The organism is Aquimarina litoralis, assembly GCF_019295435.1.
Lineage (GTDB): Bacteria > Bacteroidota > Bacteroidia > Flavobacteriales > Flavobacteriaceae > Aquimarina > Aquimarina litoralis_A.
This window is the reverse complement of record NZ_WEKL01000021.1, coordinates 39,066-65,087: the sequence shown is the minus strand read 5'-3', so window position 1 is coordinate 65,087 and position 26,022 is coordinate 39,066. Positions and strand designations below refer to the sequence as shown.

Genomic DNA, 26,022 nt, shown 5'->3' with positions numbered 1-26,022 from the left:
TAGTTTGTCTACTTTATCAAAATTGTAATGAAGTAGTAAAAACAACGTTTACGAATCGAAATTTATTTGTATTTGTATCTGATGATAATATTAAGGAACGAGAGTATTTTCTAACTCTTGAAATGCGGGAAAAAATCTGGAAATATGATTACGATTACGAGGTTGATCCTGATAAAAATATTGATTTCAAATATCTCAATAAATCCGACATCCTGAAATTTGATTCTAAAGATTTTATCTCAATTGAGGGAAGTGAATTTACTTTGAATGACCTATCGTCAGTACCTTTTAAAAAATATAGATTAAAAGAACCAATTGTGGACGGAACTGGACCTGTCTTTTTTAATCCTAAATACGGAGTTTTATCAATTGGAAATGTTATCGGACCAACTATAATTTTTCTACCCAAAAAAGCGGAATTAAAAATGGCGAAAGAAATATTTGAAAAGACAACTGAATAAAAACGTTTTACAACAACATATATATGATCATAGCAGCAAGGTGAATAATCGGTTGGTTTGTGTATATTTATGAAGGAGCAATGCTTGCAGAAAGAATCCCGACGCTTCGGGAAGCAACCAATGCGCAAGAAAAACCCAAAAGCAAGGTAACATTTTGCTCTGCTACCACACATATTAAACGTTATCTGTAATAAGATCAAAATGGACGAAAAAACTAAAAAACAAATTGAATTACACTCTGCTGGAGCTACTGTAAGGCATAAAAGTCCGTTTTCTGAATTGGGATCATATAAAAACGAGGAAAAACTAGATCAGGAATTTATAAACAAATGGATTATTCCATTCTATTTTGAACTTAACAATCAATCCGATGATTGGATTGAAACAATGATTAAGGTAAAATTAGAATTAACTGAAGAAGTAATTCTCAAAAACTTAGGAGATTTCAATTGGCGAACAAGATCAACTGGAAGTTATTTTGCATCCATAAAGCAAGCGTATCAATTGGAAAATATAATTGGAACGCATTTGTTGAAAAGTGAAGTTTGTTACGCAGGAGCTGAATACGCCAAAACTATAGCAAGCTTTAACACTAGTAAATCTCCAAATTATCTAAAAAAATACCTCAAGTATTATTTAAAAAAACCTGAGCTTTATTTCGATCAAGACTCTGTAATGGTTGCTCTAAAATATTTGGACGAAATCAATGATACTAATCATGTTGACGAACATATAGAGGACTGGAATAATATGTTAAATTGGAGAAATAATTATACTTATAGAAATTTACAAAACCTTAAAAAAACTGTTCCTGAAAAATCTGATGAAATTGATAAAGAACTAAATAAAATAGGTCCAATTGACAACTCAATTGATACTGAGTATTTCAAAGGTTATATCGATACTCTAAAAACTATTATTGAAAATTAAAAAAACAGATAACAATTTGTATAGTGCATAGTACCCTTCGGGTTACTACGTCACCATACATAAAACGTTAGCATTAATAGAAGATGATGGATATCAAGTCAAAATCAGAAATCATTATTCCTTTTGAAAACATTGGAGATGAAAACTGGTCGAATAAAACGGAATATATTATTTCTGAACTTGCTGATAATTGGGGCGATGAATTACCTCCTTCAATTTCTTCACAGGAAATATTTGAATTGGAAAAGAGATTAGGAACTACTTTGCCTGATGGTTTAAAATTATTCTATCAAGAATTTGGAGTAGCTAATGTTGGTGAACAACTACAGAATTTTACTGAAATTGGATGGATAAAGGATATATGGAAAGACCAACCCGAATATGGACCAGATTTTTCAGATGAGGACAATAAACATTTATCTTTTTTAGTGTCTTTTAGTGATTATTTAGGGAATGGAAATATGTTTTGTTTTCATAGTGAAACTAAGGAAATCTATTATTATGACCACGATACTAAACCTTTCTTGACAAAACTATTTGATGATGTAAGTGATTATTTAAAAGGGTGCTTAGTTTCTTGTCAGGCAGAATTATTTAATCAAGAAATCGGACAGGAACAAGTTGAGGAATGGTGTGAAGAGATTTTGAATGAAATGTTTGATGAGCATATTGTTAAAAAGTGGAGATATTAAAACTAATGCCTATGAGTGACGAAATTAAAATAATAAATAGCTACAAGCTATACGAAATATTAGATTATATCAGAATTAGACCTTTAAATGTCCTGACATCTAAATCTATAACTGCTTTGGAGAATTATTTATGGGGTTACTGGGTTTATGGAACAAAAAACTACAGTCATCAAATTTATAACGAAGGAGATCCAGATTTTAATGAGTTCAAATGGTGGTTAAGTGAACAACCAAATATTCCTTTATCAACAGCTCCAAGATTTTATAAACTCTTGTTGGAGAAATGCGATGAAAATGAAGAAAAAGCGTTTGACTTGTTTTTTGAAAAACTTGACGAATTCAAAAAAATGAAACAATTATATGGCTAGTGGATTTATTAAAATAACTGATAAGAAAAGTTTTGCTCCAAGATGGACTGGTTTTGACGAAGTCATAAAAATCTTAATACGAGAATTAAAGAATAACTGTGACAAAAACACTTCTGAATTAATAAAACATCTTGAATCTATAATTCCCCCTGAAAATTTTAATGAAGAATTAGAAATGGGATGGGGTTTTATTGATGAACGAATTGATGGAACTACTTCAAGAGTATTAGAACTAAAAAAAATGACGACTGAAAATCTGGAATTATTTTGGGAAGCGGTTAAAAACGGATATGATAAACTAATTAAATTTGGAACCGAATACTCAACACTCTATCCTGAATTAATGAAGAAGTTATTGGAAATGAAAGAATAAACGAAATGCTAACAGTTTGTATATTGCATATGCTCCCTTCGGGATGCAAACGCAACATACAAGGTACGTTGGCAGTAATTTGAGCTAATGAAAAAAGAACAATGTCCAATATGCTATTCAAATCTTGAGGTAAAGGAATTTGCTCCTTGTGATGATTGTGGAGGATTAGAAGAGGAAATTCATCACTTCAAAGACGGAATACATAAATATACTGTTTATGAGATTTATGATGGACTCGAATTGCAATTATGCAATTTTTGCGATGTTGATTTTGGTTCATATAAATCAGAATATTTAGGCTTATTAGGTAATAGAAGAATCGGATATGAAAATTTTAAATTTGTATCATCTGTAGAGAATCCATCTATTCAAAAAACAAAATACTGCCCTGAATGTAATAAAAGTATAAAGTTTCTAACTTTTTTAAGAGACTTGAGGGCTAAAGAAAAAAGAAGTTGAGAAAAAGCGACAAATCCAAACATAATATTTCAATTGCTTCTATTAAACGAAGTACTATAAAACCATATAATGATTTTAAATGGACAAAATTCTATGAATCGAATTCTGACTTTCCATATTCCCAACTAAATCTAAACTTGACGGAAAATGAATTGATTATATGTTCTACTATTATCAATTCTGAAAACTATAGCATTTTGACTTCTCAAAAACTGATAACGAATGAGAATGGAATTGAAAGCTATGGGAATTTGATTAATGCGAAAGACAAAGGTTATGGAGATTTTAAAGGATATAAAAATGACTCTTTAACACATGGACTTGTGGAACTTGAAAATGGAACTGAATTAAAATATTTCATCGAAACTGGAAAAGCATCTATGATTATGATTAGTGGGGTACGGACGCTAATCAGTATGGAGAAATAAGAATAAAAAAACTACCTCCAACAACATATATGTGATCAATCGAATGGTTGTTGTATTTTTGATAAGACGCAATGTTTGCAAAAAGTAAAAGTTGGCAACCAATGCGCAGAAAAATCGAAAAGCAAGGTAACAATTTGCGCTGTTACGACACATATATAAAACGTTATCTACAATTCTCTAAATGAAAATAAAACTCTGGACAATTCAAGATGAAAAGGGATGGAATGAATTACAAACTAAAGGAGTTTTAGTCCCAAAAATGGAATTTGTTGAGCCTGATTTTAAAGAAGCTTATGATTGGATAAAAAAACGAATGATTGAACGGATCGGCAAACCGAACAATGGAGATCAATACCCAATGTGGGCGTGGTTTCAGCATTTTGATAGTAATAAAAGAAAACCTGACTTGAGGTTTTCAGGATATTTACCTTCAAATACAACAGGCTATAGAATAGAATTGGAAAAAGAGAAAAAAGATATTCTATTATCGGAATTTGAGTTATGGCACTACGTATTAAATAAATGGTACCTACCTATTGACATAACAGATTATGAAATATTTGAAAAAAAACTTGATAAGTTAAACGGTGTTGATTTTAAAAGCTATCCTGATTCTATAAAAAATAAGATTGAAAATAGTTGGAATAAAATATTCGATATGGATTTTGAATCTTCGGACATAAGCGTTTCTTTCGAAGAGAAGAAAATTCAAGCGACATTCTGGGAATTACGATTAACTGATATCAAGAATGTTGATAAATTTAAAGCAAAATAAAAAGTAGATAATACTATATAACAAACGTTATCTACAATAAGACCAAATGAAAATATTATCATTTACAACATACTTATTAATAGTTTTAGCAATAATTAGCTGTAAACAAGAAGTAAAAACGGAACCTAAATCGGAATCGGAGCCAGAAGTTGTTGAAAAAGTTGAGGAAAAAATAAAAATTCCGAATGATGTGGATGTTGAATTTAAAACATTCTTTAGGTTTTTTAATAAAGATTCTACTTTTCAAATAAGCCGAATAGGCTTTCCTTTGAAAATAATGGAAATGAACGGTGAGATGTCAGATGTGGAACCCAGAATAATTGAACTTAAGGATTATGGAATAATTGACCTTACGCACGACAAATCAATTGAAAACAGGGAATATGACGCATATACTCAACAAATAATACTCAATGGTTCTAAAGCAAAAGTTGAACTTCGTGGAATAGACAATGGAATTCATAATGACTTCGAGTTCGAAAAAATTGATGGAAAGTGGAAAATGATTACGTGGACGGACTCATCTACATAATAAAGAAGGATAAAGAATCAGAGGAATTGAATTTATGAAATACCTGAAATGAACAACTTGAATAAAACATATCATAAAGGGAACTTCCGAAGTGGCGAATGGTCGAAGCATCTAAGACCATATCTGAAAAGAGTCGGGAATAAACGTTGGCGAAAAACTGGCAAAGGTTTATCAGAATTTGAAGAAATTAAAAATATTAGAAGACGAAAAACTTCTAAAAAAGAAATTGTAGTTCGCATAACAAATAGATTTTATGGAGATATTGAGTTTACTCGTATTCGTAAATATAGAACTATGAGAGATGCTCAAAATGCGATGAATAGATCAAGTGTAATTCGAGCTGAAATAATAAAAAAAGTAGATAACACTATATAACAAGACATAGCTGCCCTTGTGGTCAGCAACGTTTGTTATATTTACCGTTGCAAAACATTTCGAAACGCACTCTGAGTAAGAATAATGAACAAATCTGATATTAAAAAGTACTATAAAGTTTTCGGATATATAAATCTGATTTTCAGTTTTCTTCTTGTAATTTTTATACGTGATACTGACTTAGGAGAACGGATTTTTGCTTTAATAGCAATTAATGTTGGATATCATATGCTTTATTGGTTTTTTTCAAGTCTTTCAAAGGATCCAACTCGGCTGAATAATAATTTCAATAAAATTGTTGGAACTGGAATGTTAAAACTTTTTTCAATATTTGGAATTATCTGTTCTTTCGGAATTATTTACTTTTTCATTTCAAACGCTATTTTGCAAAAAGAATATATTGGTCTATTTGGAATTTGTATTGCTATGGGGCTTTTTCTCGGAGCATATTCTTTATGGACTGACTTGAGGAATGAATAAAAAACGTTTTATAACAAGGTGTAACTCATTACGAATGAATTCCTTAAACGGAATTCATTGCAGATTTGCTACCTTAGTGACTTATCGGAATGTTTCCTTCGGAAAATTCCGCAAAAAGCTATACACAAACCGTTAGACACAACCTTAAAACGAACTTTGTAACACCTATCCAATTCTTGTATCTAACAAGAAAAAAATCGTATGAATCAACTGGGAGATAAATATTCTGAGGAAAAAAATATAGAACTATTGAAATCCTCTTTGGATGGTAACAAAGATGCATTGAATCAGCTCATAAAAATCCACAGACCTTATATTTTCAATGTGGCATGGAAATTCACCTTTGACCCTCAAGACGCAGATGACTTAACTCAAGAGGCACTTATCAAGGTAATAACCAAACTATCACAATTTAAATTCGAAAGCCAATTTAGAACTTGGCTCTATCGCATTGTATTTAACGAGTTCTTGTTATCAAAAAGACGAAAAGGAGAAAAACAATTCACGGATTTTGAAAATCAAGGAAAACGACTTGATTCTATTGAAAATGCAATATTAGATGAAAGTGAAGAAAAGGAATACGAGGAATTGGCAAAGGAGCTTAGATATCGTTGCCTATCAGGCATGATAATGTGTCTTACCAGAGAACAAAGACTTTTATTTATCGTAGGAGAAACTTTTGGAGTAGATCATAATTTAGGCTCTGAAATATTCGGAATGACAAAAGCTAACTATAGAGTAAAGCTTCACAGAGCAAGAAAGGAGTTAATCAACTTTATGCAACAAAAATGCGGACTGATGAACTCGAAAAATCCTTGCAGATGTGGCAAAAAGGCAAAAACTATGCACAAAAATGGTTATCTCACTGAAGACCAGCAATTTTTCAATGTAGGTTACAAAACCAAAGTAGCAGACTATGCTTTTCAGAACAGTGAATTGGTTGCTGATATTGTAGATAAAAAGCATTTAGAGTTACTTCGAGATATTCCAACGAAGGACGATTTTTCTAAAGAAACCATTGTTGAAGAAATTATTGGGAGTAATGAATTACTAGATTTTTTCGAACTAAACTAGTATTGACAAATACTTATAAAAAAGCCCGTGATTGTCAAAATTACGGGCTTTTTGTTTTCTGTTTTGTAACACCAGAGAGTTTTCTGTATCAAAATGACGAATTAAATATTTATACAAAATGGAGATAAAAAAAGAAATCGTAATTAATCGTCCGATTCAAGAAGTATGGGAAGTGTTAGGGAATCAATTTACTACCGCCTATAAATGGGCAAGAGGGTTAACTCATTCAGAAGGCTTTGGAAAACCAAAATTTGATGGAGCAGAATGCAGCAATAGAACCTGTGAAGTTCCTGGCTTCGGAACAATTCAGGAAGACATCAAAAAATTCGACTCGAAAAATTATGTATTGGCTTATGAAGTTGTGAAAGGCTTTCCCGGTTTTATCACTTCCGCTGTTAATAAATGGTCTTTGGAAAGAAAGGGAAACAATACGCTTGTAAGCATGCATATAAAAATGCAAACCAGCGGTTTTAAAGGTGCCATTATGGGACCAATGATGAAAATGCAACTCAACAAAACAGTAACTGGTGTTATTGATGACCTAAAAATATTCGTTGAAACAGGTCATCCAAGCAATTATAAACAAAAGGAATTGGCAAAAAACAAAAAGAAAGTAGCCTAATTCTGTAACACATCAATTAATACTGTATCAAAAAGGTAAATTATAAAAATCATTAACAATGAAAATCAAAAATCTATTATTAAGCACATTAGTTCTTCTATTAAGCGCAAATTTGGCATCTGCCCAAAGTATGGGTGAGCCTAAAGTTCAATTTAGTAAAATAATAAACAAGTCTGCAGATAAGTTTTGGAGGACAGTTAAGCAAATGGACAAAATTGATAAATACTCTTCAAATATTGCAAGAGTTGAATGGACTGGAAATATGGGAAAAGGAGGTCAAAGAGTATGTTATACGCCAGATGGCAAAGGTTACTTTAAGGAAAAGATTGTAGCTTATAACGAATCAGCCAAAAGTTTTTCATATTCTTTATTAGAAGGAGCACCTGTAAAAGGAATGGTCAACACTATAAAAGTAGTTGATCTAGGTTACGGCAAATGTGTATTTGTATTTTGGTCTGATTATGAACAGTTTATTGAAAATCCACAAATGACACAGGAGCAATTCCATGCGTTCATGACCAGTTCTCTAGAAGAAATGACAGAAAAAATGGCTAAAAATTCATAAACGGCAGTGCCTAACAACGTATATAAAAAATAGCTCACTAAGTGCAAGGCCAAAAGTTTTGCACTTTTTTATTACTTTAGTTTTAACAATGAAAACCTAGCATACTAACACGCTACTTTTCATATACAAATCCGTTAGCCTTAATTCAACGAAACGAATGATTTTAGAGCAATTAGATAAAATCCAAAAAGAATTTATTCACCTATATAGAGAAATTGAAAGTGGAGAAATTGAGTTAAAACCATTGACTGATGGAACTGACTCATTTTGGTCAGTTAGTGCTATGTTCGATTTAACACCTTTACATATAGAAAGAGCCAGAGGTAATTTAAGAAAAGAGAAAATATTAAATGAACGACCAAATAACTTAAACCATATTTCAGAAGGAACTTATAAAAACAATAAAATCGTTTGTGTGAAATTTTGGAATGAAAGTGAACTAGTAGGTTTTGTTAATTATTTAAATGTTGACAAGAATATTATTCAAGGTAAAAGGGTTATAATAGATGATGATGAACAAGAACTTGTAAGCATCAACTATTTTTATAAAGATGATGAAGGATTTATAATTAAAAAGATTGAAGCCCATAGATCTGGTGCTACTTTAGAAGAATATCAATATGTAAATAATCTTGTTTCCAAAATAATCATTCAAAGAAGAGATGAATTTGAAGTTATGGAAAATGATGATGGAATAACTAAATCACCATTAAACAAAATAATATACAAAACTGAATGTAACTCTTCTGGAAAATTAATCCGAATTATTGATGAAAAAGGAGAAAACATTTATAAAAAACCAAAACATAAAAAGCGTTTGTAACAAAAAACTAAGGCTAACATTATGTAAAAATGTATTAAAACGTACCATACACACAACGTTAGCTAACATATACGAATGAATAAACTAAATATCTTTTTACTTATAATTCTTACCCTAATTAGTTGTAGTCAGGAGTTCAAGTCTGTTAACATCTCAAGTGAATTAAGAGGAAAAACTTTTAACATGATTGCGAAATTTGAAAAAGACACTCTAATTATTGATTTTAAAGATTCAACATATCTAATGGTTCAACATAATGATAAATTACGCCCATATAGGGTTTCCACTTTTGAAAATTCTAATTTCTTGATTCTAGATAAAGGAGTAATGGGAATTAAAAAAAATGGAACTGATAGTTATGAAGGATTATTTATTGGTGAAGAAGATCATAAAGTTAAAATGATTCGAAGAAAAGCAAATTGGACAAAAGAAATGTTATATGGAAAATGGATTCAAGATGAATATATAAATCAAACAAAAGAAACTGCTCCTCCTCCACCTCCTCTTATAACAAATACAGATTTTGAATGGCCTCCGTATTATGAAATCACTGAAGAAAAAATAAAACTTAATTCATTTAAAATTTCCGAATCCGATATAAAAATTAATAATTCGGGTGAATTTATCTTGATGGAATTACTCAATCCTATAGACGGACAAGAAAGAAAATGGAGAATAAAGGAATTGACAGATAACACAATGGTCATTAATAGAATGGTAAGAAGCGGACAAAAGTTTGAATTTATGGATAAATATTCTGAAGATATAAAACTAATTAAAAAACGTTAGCTAAAAGGGTATAAAATCATAGCGGTTAAACGCCACTACGCTTCATACACAAAAGTTGTATAACATATAAGAACTGAATACTTGAAAATTAAAATTGGAATATTATTAACACTTCTGTGCCATCTTTTAAATGCACAGCGATCTGAAATGAGCGTGAATCAAAATAACTACAATTCTGATTTTACTGCTAACGCTGAATTAACCAAACAATTCGAATCTAAATTAAAACGCGAAAAGGAATTTAATCTGATTGCAGCACCAAACGCTGACGGAAAAATTTCAGTTTATATTCAAAACAATACTTCTGACACAATTTCAATTTCACATCAGGATTACAAAATTCACATTCTACAAGAAGCAATGGATAAAGAAGGAATTTGGAAACCAATAGAATATTGGGAAAGCTCTGATTGTGGGGTCAGTTTTGGGAAAATAAAAATTGAGCCGAATGGAGTAATTGAGACCAAATCGACAAAGTATAATGGCGATTTTAAAACCAAAATTCGATTTAAGTTAAGTGAGAATAATAAAGTATATTATTCAAATGCAATTGAGGGAAATATAAATCTGAATAAGTTTATTATACCAAATGATTTTAGCTTTACTTGGCCTCTAGAAATCATTAGTAATCTAGGCAAGAAAACACCAATGGAATTACAAAAGAAAGTGGTTTTTCTGGAACCAAACGGAATGGAAGAATTTAATCAGTTTTTGGAAAATTCATTCCGTGATAAAAATTAAAAAAATACACTACACAACAATATATATGTAATCATAGCAGCTAAGTGATGAATCGATTGGTTGTTGTATTTTTGRTAAGGCGCAATGCTTGCAGAAAGAATCCCGACGCTTCGGTAAGCAACCAATGCGCAATTTTTGTCGAAAACAGGGTAACATTTTACGCCGCTACGACACATATATTAAACGTTGTGTACAATTATGAAAAAAATACGGCTAACATTAATAATTGTTTTTTTGGGTGTAATGAATTATGCTCAAGAAAATATTACATCTGAATTAGAAAAGGCATACGGAGAAGAAAAATACGACTTGATTATTTCCAAACATTCTGATAAATTAAATGAATATCCTGCAAAAGCGGTTTACTATGTTGCTATGGCTTATTATATGAAAGCGAACGACAAAAAAGTATTGGAATTAATGGATTTGTCAATTCAAAAAGATAAAACTGACCCAGATGCATATTTCATTAAAGGAATGACTTTTAATTATATGGGACAATTTGACAAAGCAATTGAGTCTTTCAATAAAGCAATCGAATTGGATTCTACAAATTCGAATTATTTCAGCGGTTTGGGAGATTCTTTTCTTAGTCAAAAAAAATATAAAGAGGCTCTAACGGCATATACWAATGCAACAGAAAAAAACGAACCGATTGACCGACCATTTACAATGATTCCACAGATATATGCGGAACTGAACCAACCTGATAAGGCTTTAGAAGCTTTTTATAAATCAAAGCAAACTATTTCAAAAGAATCTGACTCCTACATCAATGCACTATACAATATTGGTCTGTATGAATTTTTAAATAAAGAATATGATAAATCGGAAATGGCATTTAAGGAATTAGTTGAATTAGCACCTGATGATTTTCATTCTATTTCAAAATTAATTCAGGTTTACTATGGTAAAAAAGAATATAAAAAGACAAAACTTTTAAAGGAAAAATTATATAATGCATATAAACAAGGTATCTTAAAAGATAATCTAAAAGAAGAGTTTTGCTATGACCAATTCGAATGGAAAGACAAATATATTTTTGCATATGAAAGGTTTGCTGTGAATGAAGGTAAGCTTTATTACAAGCATATTTTTTATGTAACTAATGAAAAAAGTGGAAAAACTGAATTTACAATCCAAACGGAAAACTCTCCTGTTTCTGTTGAGTTAGGTGGGCCTAAATATGTTCTTGGTATGGATAGAAATGGAACTCATTCAACTTTTCGATATGGATTTGATGAAGGCTTTAACTACGATGACCTAAAAAAGACTGTACTTCTTATTCTCGAAGAAAAAATTAAAGCTGGAGCAAGTTCGAGACCAACAAAAAAAAATAACCGCGGGTAACACCGTGTAAAAATGCATTAAAACCCATTTTACACAAACCGTTATCATTAATTAAGCTATGACGGATTTAGAAATCAAAAAGAATATAAGCGAAAAAGCTTTGGAATATGGAATACCTACAGAATATTCATTCTTATATGATGACTTATCCAACAACTTTAAAAAGGAATTCGAAAGCAATATTGATCAATCTGAATTTGGAATTCCGATAATTAAGTTTGGACATCGAAATGGTAACTGGTTAATCGTAGGAACGAAAAAGCTCGCCATTAAAAGCGAGAAGTTATGCCTAATTGGAATTGAACAAATTAAGGGATTCGAAGTCCCAAAATCCGAATCTGAGAAAGCAAAACAAAATCAACCAAATAGAATGATTCGAAAGTTTGAGTACGAAGTATTAACTATAAATAATCATAATAGGAATTCAATAGATGTTTGGTTAAATAAAAAGGTTGACTACTATGGTTTCTGGCACATAATGATACGTCTTCTGAATTTAAAAAAATAGTTACAACACAATATTTGTAATCATAGCAACAAAGTGATCAATCGATTGGTTGTTGTATATTTGGTTAGGCACGATGCTTACAGAAAGGAATCCCGATACTTCGGGAAGCAACCAATGCGCATCCGCCTGAGGACGGACAGGAAAAAATCGAAAAGCAAGGTAACATTTTGTCTAGCTATGACAGATATATTAAACGTTGTACACCATTGAAATAGAGATCTTACTAAATGCAAAAAGTAGCTGTTAAAATAATATTTCTTCTGAGTATCTTTTTAATCTCGACAATCGGAATGATGGCTTTTGTTTATATTAAATCGGAACAAAAAGCAGTTTGCGGAACCGAAATGCCGCAACCGATATGTGGAACGGAAAATATGTTAACCGAAAACGGACTTAAAGGAAGAGACCTATTTAATGCCAATTGCGCTGCTTGTCATAAGTTATATAAAAGAATGACGGGGCCAAGTCTAAAAGGGCTCGTGCAAAATGAACGCTATCCTTCAAAAGAATATTTTTTTGTGTATGTGCGGAATGAACAAAAATTAGTTGAGCGAAAAGACGAATATGCTTTAGCAATTAATAAGGAATATAGCTTTGATTACAAACATTATTTTAAATTAAGTGATTTAGAAATTCAACAGTTACTTGAATATATTGCGGAATAAAAAACGGTGTACAACACGATATATGTGTTATAGCAACTAGGTGATCAATCGAATAGTTGTAGTATATTTATGAAGGCAAAATGCTTACAGAAAGAATCCCGAAGTTTCGGGAAGCAATCAAAGTGCAGGAAAAACCCAAAAGCAAGGTAACATTTTGCCCTGCTACGACACATGTATAAAACGTTATGAGTAATTGAAACCAACCTCAGTGAATCCAATTATACCTGAAATTTTTAAAGATACCTCACTCTCAGAAGATGAAGCAATTCATGTTTTTCGGAAATTCAAGAAAGTACTCATCACAAAAGGAGAGTTTCTTTTGAAACCTGGTAAAAAAGTGACTGATTTACATTTTATACAACAAGGATGTCTAAGAACATATGCTATAGACCTAGCGGGAAAAGAACATACGCTACAGTTTGCAATTAAAGGATGGTGGATTAGCGACTATATTGCCTTATTTGGAAAAACTAGAACTAATTCAGTATCATATATCGAATGCATTAAAGATACTACCCTGTACAAAATCTCAAAAACAGATTTTGATAATTTATGTAAAGACATTCCTGAAATAAGTCATTTTCATATCAGAAACCTGGAAGGGGCTTTTGCTAGTTTCCATAAAAGAATTCTTGAAAACCTGACACTATCTGCTAAAGAACGCTATCTAAATTTTATTCGAGCCTATCCGAATATTGAGCAGAACGTAAAAAACTACCACATTGCTTCATATTTAGGGATTACAACAGAAAGTTTAAGTAGAGTTCGAAAAGAAATAGCTAATAAATAGTTTCTTACCATACATCAATTTTTTTAAAAACAGCTCAATATAATTTTGCTCAAACAAGTAAAACTATAGTTCAACTGTAATGAAAAAATTAATAATCTAAATACTGACAATTACCCTATTTTATTCTTGAACAGGTACTAAAGAAAAACAAGTAACTGAACTAAAATCGGATTTAAAAATTAAAAATGATATGGAACAAAAACAATTAAGTATTAGTCCTCAATTAGAGGTAGATGGTTCATATAAACCATCTGAACAAGCATTGGCATATGCAACTTCTGATGTAACAAATTATGAAAAAGTTGACTATACCAAGTATCAAGGAAGTAAATCAAAAATTTTAATCATATTCACAGAGCAAAAAAATATGACAATGCAAAATGGAAAGATGTTTTCTACCGGAAATCATCCCGTTGAAGCTTTGCTTCCAATGTTACATTTAAAAAATGCTGGTTTTGAGTTTGAAATAGTTACGCCTACAGGTAGACCAGTAATATTCGAGATGTGGGCAATGCCACAAAAAGATGAAAATGTAATGGGAATATACAACCATTATAAAGTACAATTTGAAAACCCAGGTAGTCTTCAAAATTTTGTAGATAATTCGATAGATAAATTAACAACTTCTTATGGAGCAGTATTTATTCCTGGTGGACACGGAGCAATGTTAGGCATTCCTCAAAATGAAAATGTAGCAAAAATCCTGAAGAGCACACATCAAAACAGCATTTTTACCATAACGATATGTCACGGACCTGGTGCTCTTTTATCAACGACACTAGACGGAGGGGATTTTCTTTATGAAGGCTATAAAATGACTGTATTTCCTGATGCAATGGATAAAGAAACACCTAAGTTTGGTTATTTACCAGGAGAAATGCCTTGGAGATTAGGAGAAAAATTAACGGAATTAGGTGTGGTAATAACCAATGCAGAAATGGATGATTCTTGTGTCAAAGATAGAGAATTAATTACTGGAGCTAGTCCATTAGCTGGTAATAGTTTGGGGAAATTGGCTACTACTACTTTGTTAAAAGAACTGAAGTAAAAACTACTCACGACAACGTGTATAAGTAATAGCGACTTGGATTAAAACCCTAAGTTGCTATTCTTTATATTTTATAAATTACTTTCCGAAAAGTAGTCGCAAAAAAATCGCTACTACCAATACACAAGACCGTTAACTACAATTAATACCAATGAGTTCAAAAAAATTAATTCAGAATTTCTATCTTTGAAGTCTGTTATACTAATTAAACATATTATCTGGGTCTTTATCAAAAGACAAACTCAAAAGAAGGAGTAATTAATGCGTAGAAATCTTTCTGATTTTTTAATGCACAGATAATCACATCAAATTATTTTATCCAATTTTAAATAAATCAATTGATTACAAGTCGATTGTATCACTGTGCAATGTGTTAAACATTTCAACATGTGATAATACAATAATTAAAAATGAATCATAAAAAATTAATTAGTAGAAATATAGAACTATTCTATAATAAAGCATCGGAAGAAACTAGGCTTGATAAAGGAATGGGAGTATTTGAATTTGAAAGAATTAAATCACTTATAGAAAAATATATATCCTCCCAAAATTTAAAAATAATTGATGTTGGAGGTGGTACAGGAAAATATTCAGAATGGCTTGCAAAAAAAGGACATCAAGTTTATATGGTAGAGCCAGTTCTAAAGCATATACAAATAGCTAAAAACAGAGCCAATAAATTAAAGAACAAGTTTTGTGTCCAATTAGGGGAATCTAAAAAATTAAAATTTCAAAATAATTTTGCCGACCTAATCATTCTAAACGGACCTCTTTATCATCTTCAAAAAAAAGAAGATCGAGATTTAACTATTAAAGAAGCCAAACGTGTTTTGAAAAATGATGGGATTATTTTGGGTTTTGCCATTAATTACACGGCATCAACCTTAGTGGGGTTATTAAATGGTTTAATTCATAAAAAACACTTTTTTGAAATGTGTAAGGACGAATTAACAACTGGAATACACAATCCACCAAGCAATTTTCCTTGGTTACTGGCCGAAGCATACTATCATAAACCCGAACAATTAAAAGAAGAATTTATAAATCAAGAATTAAGATACCTAAATACTTATGCAGTTGAGGGAATGGCTTGGCTAGACAAAGACTATTTTGCTAATATGCAAAATGCAGCAAAAAAGAAAATATTAATCGAACTCACAAAAATCACAGAAAATGACAGCTATCTTTTACCTTTTAGCCCGCATATGATGATAGCCGTAAAAAAATAAACTACTTATGGAAAATAAAGATAGATACTTTAAAGCTTTGATCCAAAATAATGGCCAGTTGAATGAAATAGACCTTGGAGAACAAGTTGGACTTAATAGAGATGAAACTCAAGAAATAATTACCAGGCTTTTATCTGAATATAAAATAGAATACGCAGAAAATAATTCATGTAATTATAGACTTAACAAAACCACGAAAAGGAAAAATAAAAGCAGGTAACAATGTATAAAGCAACGGCAGTTTTGGTGTTTACTCGAATCAATATTACTTTTAATTTATTAAATTGTAAAACGGGAAAGTAATGTAATTTGACCCCAAACTGCCCTTATACATTGTTATTAGCAAGCGAAAAACTTAAATGGAATCTGAATTAAAAAAATATTTACTTGAACAATGTGGAGATTGGATGCTTGAGGAAGAAAAGGTTATTTTGAGAAGATTAAGCTTAACCGAATACGGAGAAATTACAACAAGAAAAAGTGCATTAATTGAACACAACATAGAATTGTTTTATCGTTTTCAGGATGATAATATAAATGAAATGGTTTCTCTAGGTAAAACTCAAGCCGAAGAAAATATTGCCAAGCGAATTTTAAAAGACAATCCGAGTATTATTAATAATTGTTCCAAATGTGGACAATTGGCAAGAACACCTAGAGCAAGGCAATGCAGACATTGTGGAAATAAATGGTTTGAATAGTTTTATGACAAAAAAACCTAGAGGTAGATTATATCAAGAATCAGCGTTTATCTTTGATGAGTTTAACGGACTAAAACTTGAGCAATTAATTGTATGTGAAAACTCAAAATTAGAACCTATACTGGTATATATAAAGGTTAAAAACAGAAACTGGCATCAGTATTTTCTTGATGCCGGAATTGGATTTTGGGAAAATTGGGATGAATTAATAGATGTAGAAGATGATGAAGAGTTTAAACATCTTGATTATACTGATAAACTTAAATTAAAAGGAAAACGAATATCTAAAATTTACTGTACCAAAGATTTAAAAAATAGTAGAATAGTTATTGAATTTAAGAATAAAGAAAAATTAATTCTTAAATGTGTAAACCCTGAAATTTTGGATTCCCAATGTGAATTAATAAAGATAGAATAAAGACAGCAGGTAACAAAGTATATAGCCAATACGACATTTAACAATAAATTGAAAATCCTATTCAAGAAAAATTAAAACCAAAAAAGGTTTTTGGGCTTAGTGGTAAACCGAGAAAGAATTCCTTCGAATCTGACCTACTATTCATATGCAAAGCTTTAGGTATAATTAGAAGAAAAAAAACATTGATGGAGCTTATACAAATCAACAATCAAAACTATGGGTTTGCAAAAGATTTTAAACACGACCAAGAAATTAGAGCGAGTTTCAATGAATTGACAGAGGCCACATTTGAATTCAATTTCGAAAATTGGTACTTAAATGGTTATTGGAATGACAATTATATTCCCTATTCATTATTGCATGAAAATAAGGTAATATCAAATGTTTCTGTAAGMAAAATCGAGTTTATTATCGAAAATAAWAAAAAAGTAGGCATTCAAATTGGTACGGTTATGACTGAMAAAGAATACCGCCATAGAGGTCTTAGCAAGTTCATTATGAAACAAGTAATAAACGAATGGAAGGAAAAATCTGATTTTATATATCTCTTTGCAAACGACAGTGTTCTTGATTTCTACCCGAAGTTTGATTTCGAGATTATAAATGAATACCAATATTCAAAACAGCTAAACACTGCTAACACTTTAAAATCATCATTAAAAAAACTTAATATAGATGATAAATATGATAAGGAATTATTTCTAAGTACAATAAATGATTCAAGTCCAATATCCAAATTATCAATGCAAAACAATACATCTTTAATTATGTTTTATTGCTCCTCATTTAAGAAAAATAGTATTTATTACCTAGAAAAGCTCAAAGCTGCAATTATTATGGACATTGAGGATAACACGCTATACCTAAATGATGTATTTTCTGAAAAACGAATTGAACTGAACGAAGTAATTCAATTAATAACCAACAAAACTATAAAAAGAGTAATATTGGGATTTACTCCATTAGATGAGAATGATTACCAAAGAAGTTTGTTTAAAACAGGAGATACTTTATTCGTAATCAAAGACAAGGCACATTATTTCAAAAACAAGAAATATATGTTTCCGCTTTTATCTCACGCCTGAAAAATTGACTCAATAAAACAAAAAAACAACCATGTCTAACAATCGCTATGTATCCATACTTCTGCAAAGCTCCAGTACAGGGCCTAGTCGAGACGTTAGCACAAATTAAAAACATTAAATGAAAAATATATCACTTCTAATTGCAATTTTATTATCTCAATTTGGGTTCTGCCAAAACTTTCAATCAGAGTTTTTAAAATATTGTCAAACTAAGGACACCTTAAATCAATTAAGAACTCTTGAAGAGTGGAAAAAAATAAATCCAAATGATCCAGAGTTGTATACAAGTTATTTTAATTATCATTTTTCAAAATCTAGAAAGGAGGTCATTGCACTAACCACAGATCAACCGAATGGACAAAGTTTAGTTATAAAAGATAGTTTAAATAAAACTGCTGGTTTTTTAGGAAGTGAGATTCATTATGATAAATCGGAATTACAAAAAGGGATCAGCAAAATAGATGAAGGAATTAAAAACTATCCTAATCGACTTGATATGAGATTTGGTAAAATATATGTTCTTGGACAGACTAAAGATTGGCAAAAATTCACTTCTGAAATAATAAAAACAATACAGTATTCTTCAAAAAACAAGAACAATTGGACTTGGACTAATAATGAGACAAGAAAAGATGGAGAAAACTTTTTCCTTTCAGCTCTACAAGATTACCAGCTACAACTTTATAATACAGGGGATAACAAGCTCCTCGATAATATGAAAGAAATTGCAAACGAAGTACTCAAGTTTTATCCAAATCATATAGAGAGCCTATCAAATCTTTCAATAACTTATTTGTTAACCAAGGAGTACGACAAAGCATTAGTTCCCTTATATAAAGCAGAAAAATTGAATCCAAAAGATTATATATTATTATCAAACATTGCACAAGCTTATAAACTAAAAGGAGAGAAACAAAAGGCTATTGAATATTATAAAAAGACAATTGAATTTGGAGACGACAGAGCTAAAAAATATGCAAAACAGCAAATAACAGAATTAAAAAAATAAACTAATGCTAACAGATTGTTTAGTTCATTTGTTCTCTTCAAAAAGGAAACGCACCACACAAAAAACGTTAGGCACAATTTGAAAAAAAAATTACATACATTATACCTTTAAGTTCTTTTTATGTAATAACACAAACAAAGAATGATAAAGTAATTGACGAATTGAAAAACAGAAGAGATATCCTTAGAGTATCAATAGAAATCTTTATCTGTAAAAAGTCTAATATTATAATTCTGGATACCTAAATTATAATCGACCATTTCATTATTATATAATTTTACGAGGTTTATGTAAAACTTAAAATTATACAAATGAAAAAAGTAATTTTCTTAGTATCACTTATCCTTACATACAATTCTATTTTAAGTCAATCCCAAAATGTTGACAAACCTAATACATCAACTATTAACATAATTGTTCTTAATGATAATGGAGATATTTTATTAAAAAAAGCAACCATTGGTTGGATTACAATAGGTGCATTTTATGAGAAAAGACAAACTATAAATGAAGTCATAGATAGTATCTCAAATAGATATGGAGTATCCATTACAAAACCAAATCTTAAAGGTATTTTCACGTATAAATTTAGCTTCAATAATTCTTTGATTGTAAGGCAGATTTATGTGGCTAAATCTACTACCAATGATTTACCAACAAATAAAAATATAGAATTCCGCTGGGCTCCAAAAGATGAGGCTGTAGAAAAATTAAAAAATACCATTCCATCTCAAGGCGAAATGATAGCGCAAATTTTGGATTATCCTCAAGTAGTTTGGGGTGGATCTTTTTTAATTAAAAGAAAAAACGAAAAAATGATTTCTGAGCAAACAGAAGATTTTTATCCTATAAGTGCCCCTTCTGCTTATAGCATATCAGCTAGATTGGATAATCCTATTCAAAATTCCGTTTTATTTATAGTCTCAAACGCTCATTTTTATGGAAATACAAAACTAACAACCGGTAATAGTTTTTCGGAAATTGTAAATGCTTATGATGTTTTTAAAAATGCTGGTTTTACTGTTGACTTTGTAAGTCCTGAAGGCGGAGCAGTTCCTTTAGCATACATTAATACTTCTGATGAAATGAGTAAAAAATACTTATATGATTCAGCTTTTATGAATGCTTTAAAAAGCACTAAAAAACCCTCAGAAATTGATGCTTCAAAATATAAAGCAGTGCAATATATTGGTGGAGGGAGTGCTATGTTTGGAGTGCCAGAAAACAAAAATATTCAAAAAATAACAATGGATATTTATGAAAAATATAACGGAATTATTTCTTCAGTTTGTCATGGTACGGCAGGAATTGTACATCTAAAAACAAATGATGGTAAGTATTTAGTTGATGGAAAAAGAGTTAGTGGTTATCCTGATGATTATGAAAATAAAGAAAAAGAATATTTTAAAACTTTTCCTTTTTTAATAAAAAAAACAATTGAAGAACGAGGAGGAGATTTTAGATTTTCAGAACGAGGGAAGTTTACTTTAGAAGTTGATGGACGTTTAGTAACTGGGCAGAATTATCAATCTTCAAAACCAGTTTCATTAAAAATTATAGAACTGATAAATTCAAAAAACAACTAAGATCCAATTCTTATCGATTTATTTACTAATAAAATCTACAAGTTATAACCGAAAATCAAAAAAAGGAATAAAAACAATTTTCTAACTTTGAGTTTAATTAATAGCAAAAGTTTGGTAAGTACTAATCGAAAAATTCTTTGAATTCCATTCGGGATTCACCCTCTTTTGCTATATTGGTTGCCAAACGCAACTAAACACACACAAACACCTTAGCAGTAATTAGAGTAAGAAAAAATGGAATAAATTACCTAATAGAACTTTAATCTCATTTTAAAAATTAATAAAATTGACCTATAGTGATCATTCGATAGCAAATGCAATAATACTTTTTGGTGCACTGCAAGGAATGTTACTAATTTTATTCCTTCTTAAAAAAAACGGAAACTCGTTAACATATAGGTTTTTTTCATTATTTCTCTTTTCATTGGTATATCTAAATCTATGGTACGCCCTATATTTTATGGGGATACATGAGATTTATGGATTATCAACAATGAGTATTCCTTATCCCTATGAATTTTTAATTGGTATTGGGTTTTATTTTTACATAAAGAGTTATGAAAAATCTGAATCTTCGATTTACCAGAAAGAGTTTTTTTGGTTTGTTCCTGCTTTTATATATGCTGTATTAGAGGTTTGTTTCTACTTAATAAGTATTCAAGAAGACAGCAATAGAATTTATCTTAAACTCGAGAGTTCAGGGTTTTTCTTAATGATAGAATATATCCGATTTATATTCAACATTATTCTTGGAGTTTTATCTGTTCGTTTTTTAAATAAAAAAAGAGAAAATAATAACCTTAGTACTAAAGATAAGAGGAAATTTGATTGGTTATTCCTTTTTTCAAAGGTTTTCATCGTCTATAATCTACTAAGCTTGCTCTTAACGATTTTTACTTTTCTACTTGATCAAACAAGTATTCTTGCCCTTAATCTATTCTATCTAACATTTTTCATAAATACAATTTTCATATACTGGATAGGCTATATAGGATTTACAAAATATAATATTATACTTCCTAAAATTGGTTCTACCACTCAAAGCTATGATCGAAAGAAAAAGAAATTCATTGAAGAAAAGTTAAATCAAGTAATGGAAATTGAAGAATTGTTTACCAATAAAGATTTTTCACTTCCTAAATTAGCATTGGCCACGAAAATATCACATAAGGAACTCTCTGATTATATAAACACACATTATAAATGTAACGTATCAGAATTCATCAATAGATATCGTGTAAACAAGGTAAAAATACTTATTAACGATTCAAATTTTGATCATTACACCCTTGAGGCAATTTCATATGAGGCTGGATTCAACTCAAAATCGTCATTCAACTCAATTTTCAAAAAACATACAGGTATAACACCGTCTCAATATAAAAAAAGCTTATAAAAAAGTGCAAGATTCTTCTTTTTGGACTTCTAGGCGTTTTTTTCATGGGATAATTCTGCTTGGGCAAATTACTTTTGAGCCATTAAAACTTTACTCTATGAAAAAAATAATTTATTCCTCTTTAGCAGTTATTGCTATACTCTTATCATTTGCGCAATGCAAACAACCTATCAATTCTCCAAATCGGGAAATTGCACAAAAACTAACCGTTCAAGACAGTATACATATTTTTTCTGATAGCCTATTTTCTAATTTGGAAAAACATTATCTCTTTAAAGACAGTGTGTCCTGGAATAAGATAAAAAAGCGTTTCGAAAAAAATGCATTAACACATACTACATTTGAAAATTCTCTTAAAGAAAGTAAAGCTGTCTTTGATTCTATTGGATGTGACCATTGCATGCTTTTTTCTGAAAACGGGTACTATCCTGCAACTCCCAAAAAACAACTTTTATATAAAGATTATAGTTATGAATTCAGCAAAAAACACTCAGAAGGAGTTGAATTCTCTGTTTCTCTATTAGAAGATGTATATGGCTATATTGTAATACCAGGAATGCTATTATTAGATATAACTCAGGAAGAACTTAATATGAAAACACAAGAGATGTATGACAAAATTGTAATGCTGGACAAAAACAACAATTTAAAAGGCTGGATTATAGATTTAAGATTTAACGTCGGTGGAAATTCTTACCCCATGATTAATGCACTACATCATTTACTGGGAGACAAAGTAGTATATAATGAATTAAATGTTAATAAAGAGATTGAAAAGGTAAATAAACTAGAAAATGGAAAGTTTTACTCTGGAGTAAAAGTGGAAACCGAAATAAAGACAATTAACAAAAAAACTGATATTAAAATTCCAGTAGCTCTAATCATAGGGAATTGGACTGCCAGTGCTGGAGAGACTGTTGTTTTAGCATTTGTAGGCAGAGAAAATGTCATCAAAATAGGAGAACCAACCTATGGATACACTACAGCCAATAGTTTATTTAAATTACCCTTTAAAGTCAAGGCTCCTTTAACAACTGGATATTTAGCAGATATGTATGGGAATTATTCTGAAAACTTAAATCCAGATATTTATATAAAAGAAGAAGAAAACAATTTTGAAAACCTTCTAAAAGATCAAAATATTATTGAGGCAATTAAGTATATTAATTCTAAAAATTAAAAGTTGCCAATAACGCATATTAAAAATAGTTTAATTAGTGCAAGTCATTAGGTTTGCACTTTTTTATTATCTTTCTTAAGTATCATAATTATAGCATATAAAAACTGTTAATTTTCATAAGGGAACATGTTATGTGCAATGCCTGAAAAGCGATAATGAAAATTAAAAAACAAATTGAATAGAGCAAATGGATAAAAATCTGACTCAAATTAAAACAGAAATTTATGACAGATGCTCTCTTAAGATTTCGGATTTTAAAACCGAAAAAGAAAGTATAGATTATAAAGCTTGTCGATTTCAACTCAACGGAATGAATATTTTGTGTAGAGATGCCAAGGTAACACCAAAGAAAATTGGCCAATTTGTTACGTTTTGGAAACGAAATGAAAATGGACCGATTGAGCCGTTTAACGAAAATGATCAAATAGATTTTTATACTGTTAATGTTCGGACTGAAAATGAATTCGGACAGTTTGTATTCCCCAAATCCGAATTAATAAAAAAAGGAATCATCTCAACCCGAAATAAAGAAGGTAAACGAGGATTTAGAGTTTATCCAATATGGGATATTGTGAAAAACAAACAAGCAGAACGGACTCAAAAATGGCAATTGAATTATTTTTATCAAATAAACAGTTCTACCGATTTACAAAAAGTGAATGAATTGTATAATAAAAAGTAAAGTCCTTAGCACCTATCCTACTCTCTATAGACAGAGCATTTTCAATAATTAAAACTAACCCAGATGTACTATCGTATTATTGTTTGTTTATTCTTCATACCCTATCAACTTTCGGGACAAACCATGGAATTGCCTATTGAAGAAAAAACAAACGAACAACAAAATATGTGATATCATAGCGGCAAAGTGATCAATCGAATGGTTTTTGTATTCTTAACTACCTGCGTATGGTAGGAAGGTTCAATAGGCTCAATATTTGCAAAACGAAAAAGGAAGCAAACTATTCACAATTTTATGATATAATTCTCCCATACTGAATACCATTTACATAGATTCAATTGGCTTTGTAGTATCTCAAAATCGAATCTTTTATTTAATGTATATTATTTAAAAGACTCAAATAAGAATACAAATACACCTCGAAAACGGCTAGAACTTTTCATAAAAAACCATGAACTATACATCAATAAAAGTGTAAAGGTTTTAGATATAAATTCTATACTATATTAAAAAAAATACAACCTCTACTCCTACCCAATTTAAAAACACTCAAAAAATAATTTGTCCAGTATTTTTTTTCTGGACATTCTTAAATGTTTTTTATATAAAAAATCTCTACATCCTAAGTAATCTTGCTAAAAGTAAATTTAAAGTAAATGCCATGATTAGATCATTCCTATTAGCAATAGTAATGCTATTAACAATAAACCAATACAGCTTTGCCTGTACTATGTACAAAATTACAAAAGATGGAAAAACAATCGTAGGAAATAATGAGGACTGGATTACCCCTAATACTCAAATTTGGCTTGAGAATAATGATAAACATCGCCACGCAGTACTATATTTTGGTTTCATGGATATGGCACAAGGAGCTATTAATGAAGCAGGTTTAATTGTTGATGGTTTTGCCACCAATTGGCTTCCTGTGGAGAATTCAAACGGTAAAACTAAAATATCACTAGATACAGCACTACTAACGGTAATGCGAACAAAAAGTACAGTTGAAGAGGTGAAAGCCTATTATGAAAATTTAGATGTAAGTGAGATGGCTGCATATCAACTAGTTTTTATTGATAAATCGGGTACCTATCTTATCATAGAAGGAGATGAGATGATTATCGGTGATGAAAGTGAAAAAACCTTTTCGAATTTCTATTATTCTCAAACTTCATCTATAAAGGAAGTTCAACTACCTTATTACCAAAATGGGATTGATTTTATTGAGTCTACACCATCCGAAGTTACTCTGGATTATTGTAGTAATGTAATGAAAAACATGGCTCAAAGAGATATTGCTGCCACTCAGTATTCTACGATCTACGATTTAGAAGAAATGAAAGTTCGTGTATATTTCCATTATGACTTTAATGAGTTCATTGAGTTTGATTTGCATGAAGAATTTAAAAAAAATGAATACAAAGTGAAGATGGCAGACCTGTTTTCTGATAGTTCTTTGGGAAAACAGTTTTATCTGAAATTCAATAATGCTGAGAAACCAACCCAAATACTCGAGGAAGCACTAGGTAACGGTGAATACACAGAGGAACAGTTAACACAAGCAGGTATTGGTTCTTTTATAAAAATGACTGCGATAGAATGGTCGCAACATATCAAAAATCCTGTAGCAGCAGTAAAAGTTTTGAAATACGGACTTGATTTGATGCCTAACAATAGTATGCTACATACTAGTCTAGGTGAAACTTATTTCGAAATGGGAAATTACATTGATGCTAAAACAAGTTTCGAAAAATCCTTACAATTAGACCAAGAAAATGATAGTGCAAAAGACTTTTTAAAGCGTATCCATAAAATACAAAAAGGGTAAAAGTATAGTCATATTGATAAAATCCACTAATTTGTTTGTACAGTAAACCAGCAGTAT

33 protein-coding genes are annotated in these 26,022 nt (G+C 30.4%); all 33 read left to right on the top strand.

Going from position 1 to position 26,022, the window contains the following annotated elements:
- The first annotated feature begins 122 nt into the window (after positions 1-122).
- The 33 genes from GBO31_RS12700 to GBO31_RS12540 all read left to right on the top strand — a co-directional run bounded on the left by GBO31_RS12700 (position 123) and on the right by GBO31_RS12540 (position 25,965).
- Complete coding sequence (locus tag GBO31_RS12700) at positions 123-461, top strand: hypothetical protein (protein WP_219008725.1); 339 nt, start codon at positions 123-125, stop codon at positions 459-461.
- Positions 462-662: 201 nt separating this feature from the next.
- Positions 663-1,391, top strand: coding sequence for a DUF6000 family protein (locus GBO31_RS12695; RefSeq protein ID WP_219008724.1), 729 nt, complete (start codon positions 663-665; stop codon positions 1,389-1,391).
- Positions 1,392-1,474: 83 nt separating this feature from the next.
- Entirely contained in the window at positions 1,475-2,083 is a 609-nt protein-coding gene (locus tag GBO31_RS12690; protein ID WP_219008723.1) for an SMI1/KNR4 family protein, read from the top strand.
- A gap of 11 nt (positions 2,084-2,094) precedes the next feature.
- Positions 2,095-2,451 carry a hypothetical protein gene (locus tag GBO31_RS12685; RefSeq protein ID WP_219008722.1) on the top strand — a complete coding sequence of 119 codons (357 nt, stop codon included), beginning with the start codon at positions 2,095-2,097 and terminating at the stop codon, positions 2,449-2,451.
- Positions 2,444-2,824 carry a hypothetical protein gene (locus GBO31_RS12680; RefSeq protein WP_219008721.1) on the top strand — a complete coding sequence of 127 codons (381 nt, stop codon included), beginning with the start codon at positions 2,444-2,446 and terminating at the stop codon, positions 2,822-2,824. Before GBO31_RS12685 ends, GBO31_RS12680 begins: the two co-directional genes overlap by 8 nt.
- Before the next feature lie 87 nt (positions 2,825-2,911).
- Positions 2,912-3,283 carry a hypothetical protein gene (locus GBO31_RS12675; RefSeq protein WP_219008720.1) on the top strand — a complete coding sequence of 124 codons (372 nt, stop codon included), beginning with the start codon at positions 2,912-2,914 and terminating at the stop codon, positions 3,281-3,283.
- Positions 3,280-3,711, top strand: coding sequence for a hypothetical protein (locus tag GBO31_RS12670; RefSeq protein ID WP_219008719.1), 432 nt, complete (start codon positions 3,280-3,282; stop codon positions 3,709-3,711). The genes GBO31_RS12675 and GBO31_RS12670 overlap by 4 nt, the downstream gene beginning before the upstream one ends.
- 181 nt (positions 3,712-3,892) lie before the next feature.
- The gene (locus GBO31_RS12665; RefSeq protein WP_219008718.1) at positions 3,893-4,486 is read left to right on the top strand and encodes a DUF3841 domain-containing protein; all 594 of its coding nucleotides are present in this window, start codon (positions 3,893-3,895) and stop codon (positions 4,484-4,486) included.
- A gap of 46 nt (positions 4,487-4,532) precedes the next feature.
- Entirely contained in the window at positions 4,533-5,018 is a 486-nt protein-coding gene (locus GBO31_RS12660) for a DUF4348 domain-containing protein (RefSeq protein WP_219008717.1), read from the top strand.
- Between the two features lie 48 nt (positions 5,019-5,066).
- Positions 5,067-5,393 carry a hypothetical protein gene (locus tag GBO31_RS12655; RefSeq protein WP_219008716.1) on the top strand — a complete coding sequence of 109 codons (327 nt, stop codon included), beginning with the start codon at positions 5,067-5,069 and terminating at the stop codon, positions 5,391-5,393.
- Between the two features lie 84 nt (positions 5,394-5,477).
- Entirely contained in the window at positions 5,478-5,873 is a 396-nt protein-coding gene (locus tag GBO31_RS12650) for a hypothetical protein (protein ID WP_219008715.1), read from the top strand.
- Between the two features lie 201 nt (positions 5,874-6,074).
- A complete protein-coding gene (locus GBO31_RS12645; protein ID WP_219008714.1) occupies positions 6,075-6,947 on the top strand; it encodes an RNA polymerase sigma factor in 873 nt (290 codons plus the stop codon).
- A 118-nt stretch (positions 6,948-7,065) separates the two neighbouring features.
- Positions 7,066-7,569 carry an SRPBCC family protein gene (locus tag GBO31_RS12640; RefSeq protein ID WP_219008713.1) on the top strand — a complete coding sequence of 168 codons (504 nt, stop codon included), beginning with the start codon at positions 7,066-7,068 and terminating at the stop codon, positions 7,567-7,569.
- Positions 7,570-7,681: 112 nt separating this feature from the next.
- Positions 7,682-8,134, top strand: coding sequence for an SRPBCC family protein (locus tag GBO31_RS12635; protein WP_219008712.1), 453 nt, complete (start codon positions 7,682-7,684; stop codon positions 8,132-8,134).
- 157 nt (positions 8,135-8,291) lie between these two features.
- On the top strand, positions 8,292-8,957 hold the full coding sequence (locus GBO31_RS12630; RefSeq protein ID WP_219008711.1) for a hypothetical protein: 666 nt from the start codon (positions 8,292-8,294) through the stop codon (positions 8,955-8,957).
- 75 nt (positions 8,958-9,032) lie between these two features.
- Positions 9,033-9,746, top strand: a complete 714-nt coding sequence (locus GBO31_RS12625; RefSeq protein ID WP_219008710.1) for a hypothetical protein — start codon at positions 9,033-9,035, stop codon at positions 9,744-9,746.
- 81 nt (positions 9,747-9,827) lie between these two features.
- A complete protein-coding gene (locus GBO31_RS12620; RefSeq protein WP_219008709.1) occupies positions 9,828-10,487 on the top strand; it encodes a hypothetical protein in 660 nt (219 codons plus the stop codon).
- Between the two features lie 198 nt (positions 10,488-10,685).
- Positions 10,686-11,837, top strand: coding sequence for a tetratricopeptide repeat protein (locus tag GBO31_RS12615; protein WP_219008708.1), 1,152 nt, complete (start codon positions 10,686-10,688; stop codon positions 11,835-11,837).
- Positions 11,838-11,895: 58 nt separating this feature from the next.
- Positions 11,896-12,345 carry a hypothetical protein gene (locus GBO31_RS12610; RefSeq protein ID WP_219008707.1) on the top strand — a complete coding sequence of 150 codons (450 nt, stop codon included), beginning with the start codon at positions 11,896-11,898 and terminating at the stop codon, positions 12,343-12,345.
- Between the two features lie 227 nt (positions 12,346-12,572).
- Complete coding sequence (locus GBO31_RS12605) at positions 12,573-13,010, top strand: c-type cytochrome (RefSeq protein ID WP_219008706.1); 438 nt, start codon at positions 12,573-12,575, stop codon at positions 13,008-13,010.
- Positions 13,011-13,203: 193 nt separating this feature from the next.
- Complete coding sequence (locus tag GBO31_RS12600) at positions 13,204-13,800, top strand: Crp/Fnr family transcriptional regulator (RefSeq protein WP_246615862.1); 597 nt, start codon at positions 13,204-13,206, stop codon at positions 13,798-13,800.
- A gap of 190 nt (positions 13,801-13,990) precedes the next feature.
- Positions 13,991-14,848: a glyoxalase III HchA gene (gene hchA, locus GBO31_RS12595; protein WP_219008705.1), complete on the top strand. Its 858-nt coding sequence runs from the start codon at positions 13,991-13,993 to the stop codon at positions 14,846-14,848.
- A 410-nt stretch (positions 14,849-15,258) separates the two neighbouring features.
- Positions 15,259-16,080 carry a class I SAM-dependent methyltransferase gene (locus GBO31_RS12590; protein WP_219008704.1) on the top strand — a complete coding sequence of 274 codons (822 nt, stop codon included), beginning with the start codon at positions 15,259-15,261 and terminating at the stop codon, positions 16,078-16,080.
- Between the two features lie 7 nt (positions 16,081-16,087).
- Complete coding sequence (locus GBO31_RS12585) at positions 16,088-16,300, top strand: hypothetical protein (protein WP_219008703.1); 213 nt, start codon at positions 16,088-16,090, stop codon at positions 16,298-16,300.
- A 139-nt stretch (positions 16,301-16,439) separates the two neighbouring features.
- Positions 16,440-16,781, top strand: a complete 342-nt coding sequence (locus tag GBO31_RS12580; protein WP_219008702.1) for a hypothetical protein — start codon at positions 16,440-16,442, stop codon at positions 16,779-16,781.
- A gap of 4 nt (positions 16,782-16,785) precedes the next feature.
- Positions 16,786-17,199 (top strand): hypothetical protein, encoded by a 414-nt coding sequence (locus tag GBO31_RS12575; RefSeq protein WP_219008701.1) that lies wholly within the window; start codon positions 16,786-16,788, stop codon positions 17,197-17,199.
- A 185-nt stretch (positions 17,200-17,384) separates the two neighbouring features.
- On the top strand, positions 17,385-18,284 hold the full coding sequence (locus GBO31_RS12570) for a GNAT family N-acetyltransferase (RefSeq protein WP_219008700.1): 900 nt from the start codon (positions 17,385-17,387) through the stop codon (positions 18,282-18,284).
- A gap of 118 nt (positions 18,285-18,402) precedes the next feature.
- Complete coding sequence (locus GBO31_RS12565) at positions 18,403-19,293, top strand: tetratricopeptide repeat protein (RefSeq protein ID WP_219008699.1); 891 nt, start codon at positions 18,403-18,405, stop codon at positions 19,291-19,293.
- 311 nt (positions 19,294-19,604) lie between these two features.
- Entirely contained in the window at positions 19,605-20,879 is a 1,275-nt protein-coding gene (locus tag GBO31_RS12560; protein WP_246615861.1) for a type 1 glutamine amidotransferase domain-containing protein, read from the top strand.
- 286 nt (positions 20,880-21,165) lie between these two features.
- The gene (locus GBO31_RS12555) at positions 21,166-22,275 is read left to right on the top strand and encodes a helix-turn-helix domain-containing protein (RefSeq protein ID WP_219008698.1); all 1,110 of its coding nucleotides are present in this window, start codon (positions 21,166-21,168) and stop codon (positions 22,273-22,275) included.
- A gap of 97 nt (positions 22,276-22,372) precedes the next feature.
- Entirely contained in the window at positions 22,373-23,455 is a 1,083-nt protein-coding gene (locus GBO31_RS12550; RefSeq protein WP_219008697.1) for a S41 family peptidase, read from the top strand.
- Positions 23,456-23,642: 187 nt separating this feature from the next.
- On the top strand, positions 23,643-24,137 hold the full coding sequence (locus tag GBO31_RS12545; protein ID WP_219008696.1) for a MepB family protein: 495 nt from the start codon (positions 23,643-23,645) through the stop codon (positions 24,135-24,137).
- A gap of 661 nt (positions 24,138-24,798) precedes the next feature.
- A complete protein-coding gene (locus tag GBO31_RS12540; RefSeq protein WP_219008695.1) occupies positions 24,799-25,965 on the top strand; it encodes a hypothetical protein in 1,167 nt (388 codons plus the stop codon).
- Positions 25,966-26,022: the final 57 nt, after the last annotated feature.

Bases quoted from the DNA above. Each gene is read 5' to 3' on its own strand.
- GBO31_RS12655 (WP_219008716.1), top strand. From the start codon at position 5,067: ATGAACAACTTGAATAAAACATATCATAAAGGGAACTTCCGAAGTGGC.
- GBO31_RS12575 (WP_219008701.1), top strand. From the start codon at position 16,786: ATGACAAAAAAACCTAGAGGTAGATTATATCAAGAATCAGCGTTTATC.
- GBO31_RS12675 (WP_219008720.1), top strand. From the start codon at position 2,912: ATGAAAAAAGAACAATGTCCAATATGCTATTCAAATCTTGAGGTAAAG.
- GBO31_RS12605 (WP_219008706.1), top strand. From the start codon at position 12,573: ATGCAAAAAGTAGCTGTTAAAATAATATTTCTTCTGAGTATCTTTTTA.
- GBO31_RS12685 (WP_219008722.1), top strand. From the start codon at position 2,095: ATGAGTGACGAAATTAAAATAATAAATAGCTACAAGCTATACGAAATA.
- GBO31_RS12665 (WP_219008718.1), top strand. From the start codon at position 3,893: ATGAAAATAAAACTCTGGACAATTCAAGATGAAAAGGGATGGAATGAA.
- GBO31_RS12580 (WP_219008702.1), top strand. From the start codon at position 16,440: ATGGAATCTGAATTAAAAAAATATTTACTTGAACAATGTGGAGATTGG.
- GBO31_RS12560 (WP_246615861.1), top strand. From the start codon at position 19,605: ATGAAAAAAGTAATTTTCTTAGTATCACTTATCCTTACATACAATTCT.
- GBO31_RS12645 (WP_219008714.1), top strand. From the start codon at position 6,075: ATGAATCAACTGGGAGATAAATATTCTGAGGAAAAAAATATAGAACTA.
- GBO31_RS12700 (WP_219008725.1), top strand. From the start codon at position 123: ATGCGGGAAAAAATCTGGAAATATGATTACGATTACGAGGTTGATCCT.
- GBO31_RS12585 (WP_219008703.1), top strand. From the start codon at position 16,088: ATGGAAAATAAAGATAGATACTTTAAAGCTTTGATCCAAAATAATGGC.
- GBO31_RS12680 (WP_219008721.1), top strand. From the start codon at position 2,444: ATGGCTAGTGGATTTATTAAAATAACTGATAAGAAAAGTTTTGCTCCA.
- hchA (WP_219008705.1), top strand. From the start codon at position 13,991: ATGGAACAAAAACAATTAAGTATTAGTCCTCAATTAGAGGTAGATGGT.
- GBO31_RS12565 (WP_219008699.1), top strand. From the start codon at position 18,403: ATGAAAAATATATCACTTCTAATTGCAATTTTATTATCTCAATTTGGG.
- GBO31_RS12610 (WP_219008707.1), top strand. From the start codon at position 11,896: ATGACGGATTTAGAAATCAAAAAGAATATAAGCGAAAAAGCTTTGGAA.
- GBO31_RS12695 (WP_219008724.1), top strand. From the start codon at position 663: ATGGACGAAAAAACTAAAAAACAAATTGAATTACACTCTGCTGGAGCT.
- GBO31_RS12660 (WP_219008717.1), top strand. From the start codon at position 4,533: ATGAAAATATTATCATTTACAACATACTTATTAATAGTTTTAGCAATA.
- GBO31_RS12540 (WP_219008695.1), top strand. From the start codon at position 24,799: ATGATTAGATCATTCCTATTAGCAATAGTAATGCTATTAACAATAAAC.
- GBO31_RS12630 (WP_219008711.1), top strand. From the start codon at position 8,292: ATGATTTTAGAGCAATTAGATAAAATCCAAAAAGAATTTATTCACCTA.
- GBO31_RS12545 (WP_219008696.1), top strand. From the start codon at position 23,643: ATGGATAAAAATCTGACTCAAATTAAAACAGAAATTTATGACAGATGC.
- GBO31_RS12690 (WP_219008723.1), top strand. From the start codon at position 1,475: ATGATGGATATCAAGTCAAAATCAGAAATCATTATTCCTTTTGAAAAC.
- GBO31_RS12550 (WP_219008697.1), top strand. From the start codon at position 22,373: ATGAAAAAAATAATTTATTCCTCTTTAGCAGTTATTGCTATACTCTTA.
- GBO31_RS12590 (WP_219008704.1), top strand. From the start codon at position 15,259: ATGAATCATAAAAAATTAATTAGTAGAAATATAGAACTATTCTATAAT.
- GBO31_RS12625 (WP_219008710.1), top strand. From the start codon at position 9,033: ATGAATAAACTAAATATCTTTTTACTTATAATTCTTACCCTAATTAGT.
- GBO31_RS12640 (WP_219008713.1), top strand. From the start codon at position 7,066: ATGGAGATAAAAAAAGAAATCGTAATTAATCGTCCGATTCAAGAAGTA.
- GBO31_RS12650 (WP_219008715.1), top strand. From the start codon at position 5,478: ATGAACAAATCTGATATTAAAAAGTACTATAAAGTTTTCGGATATATA.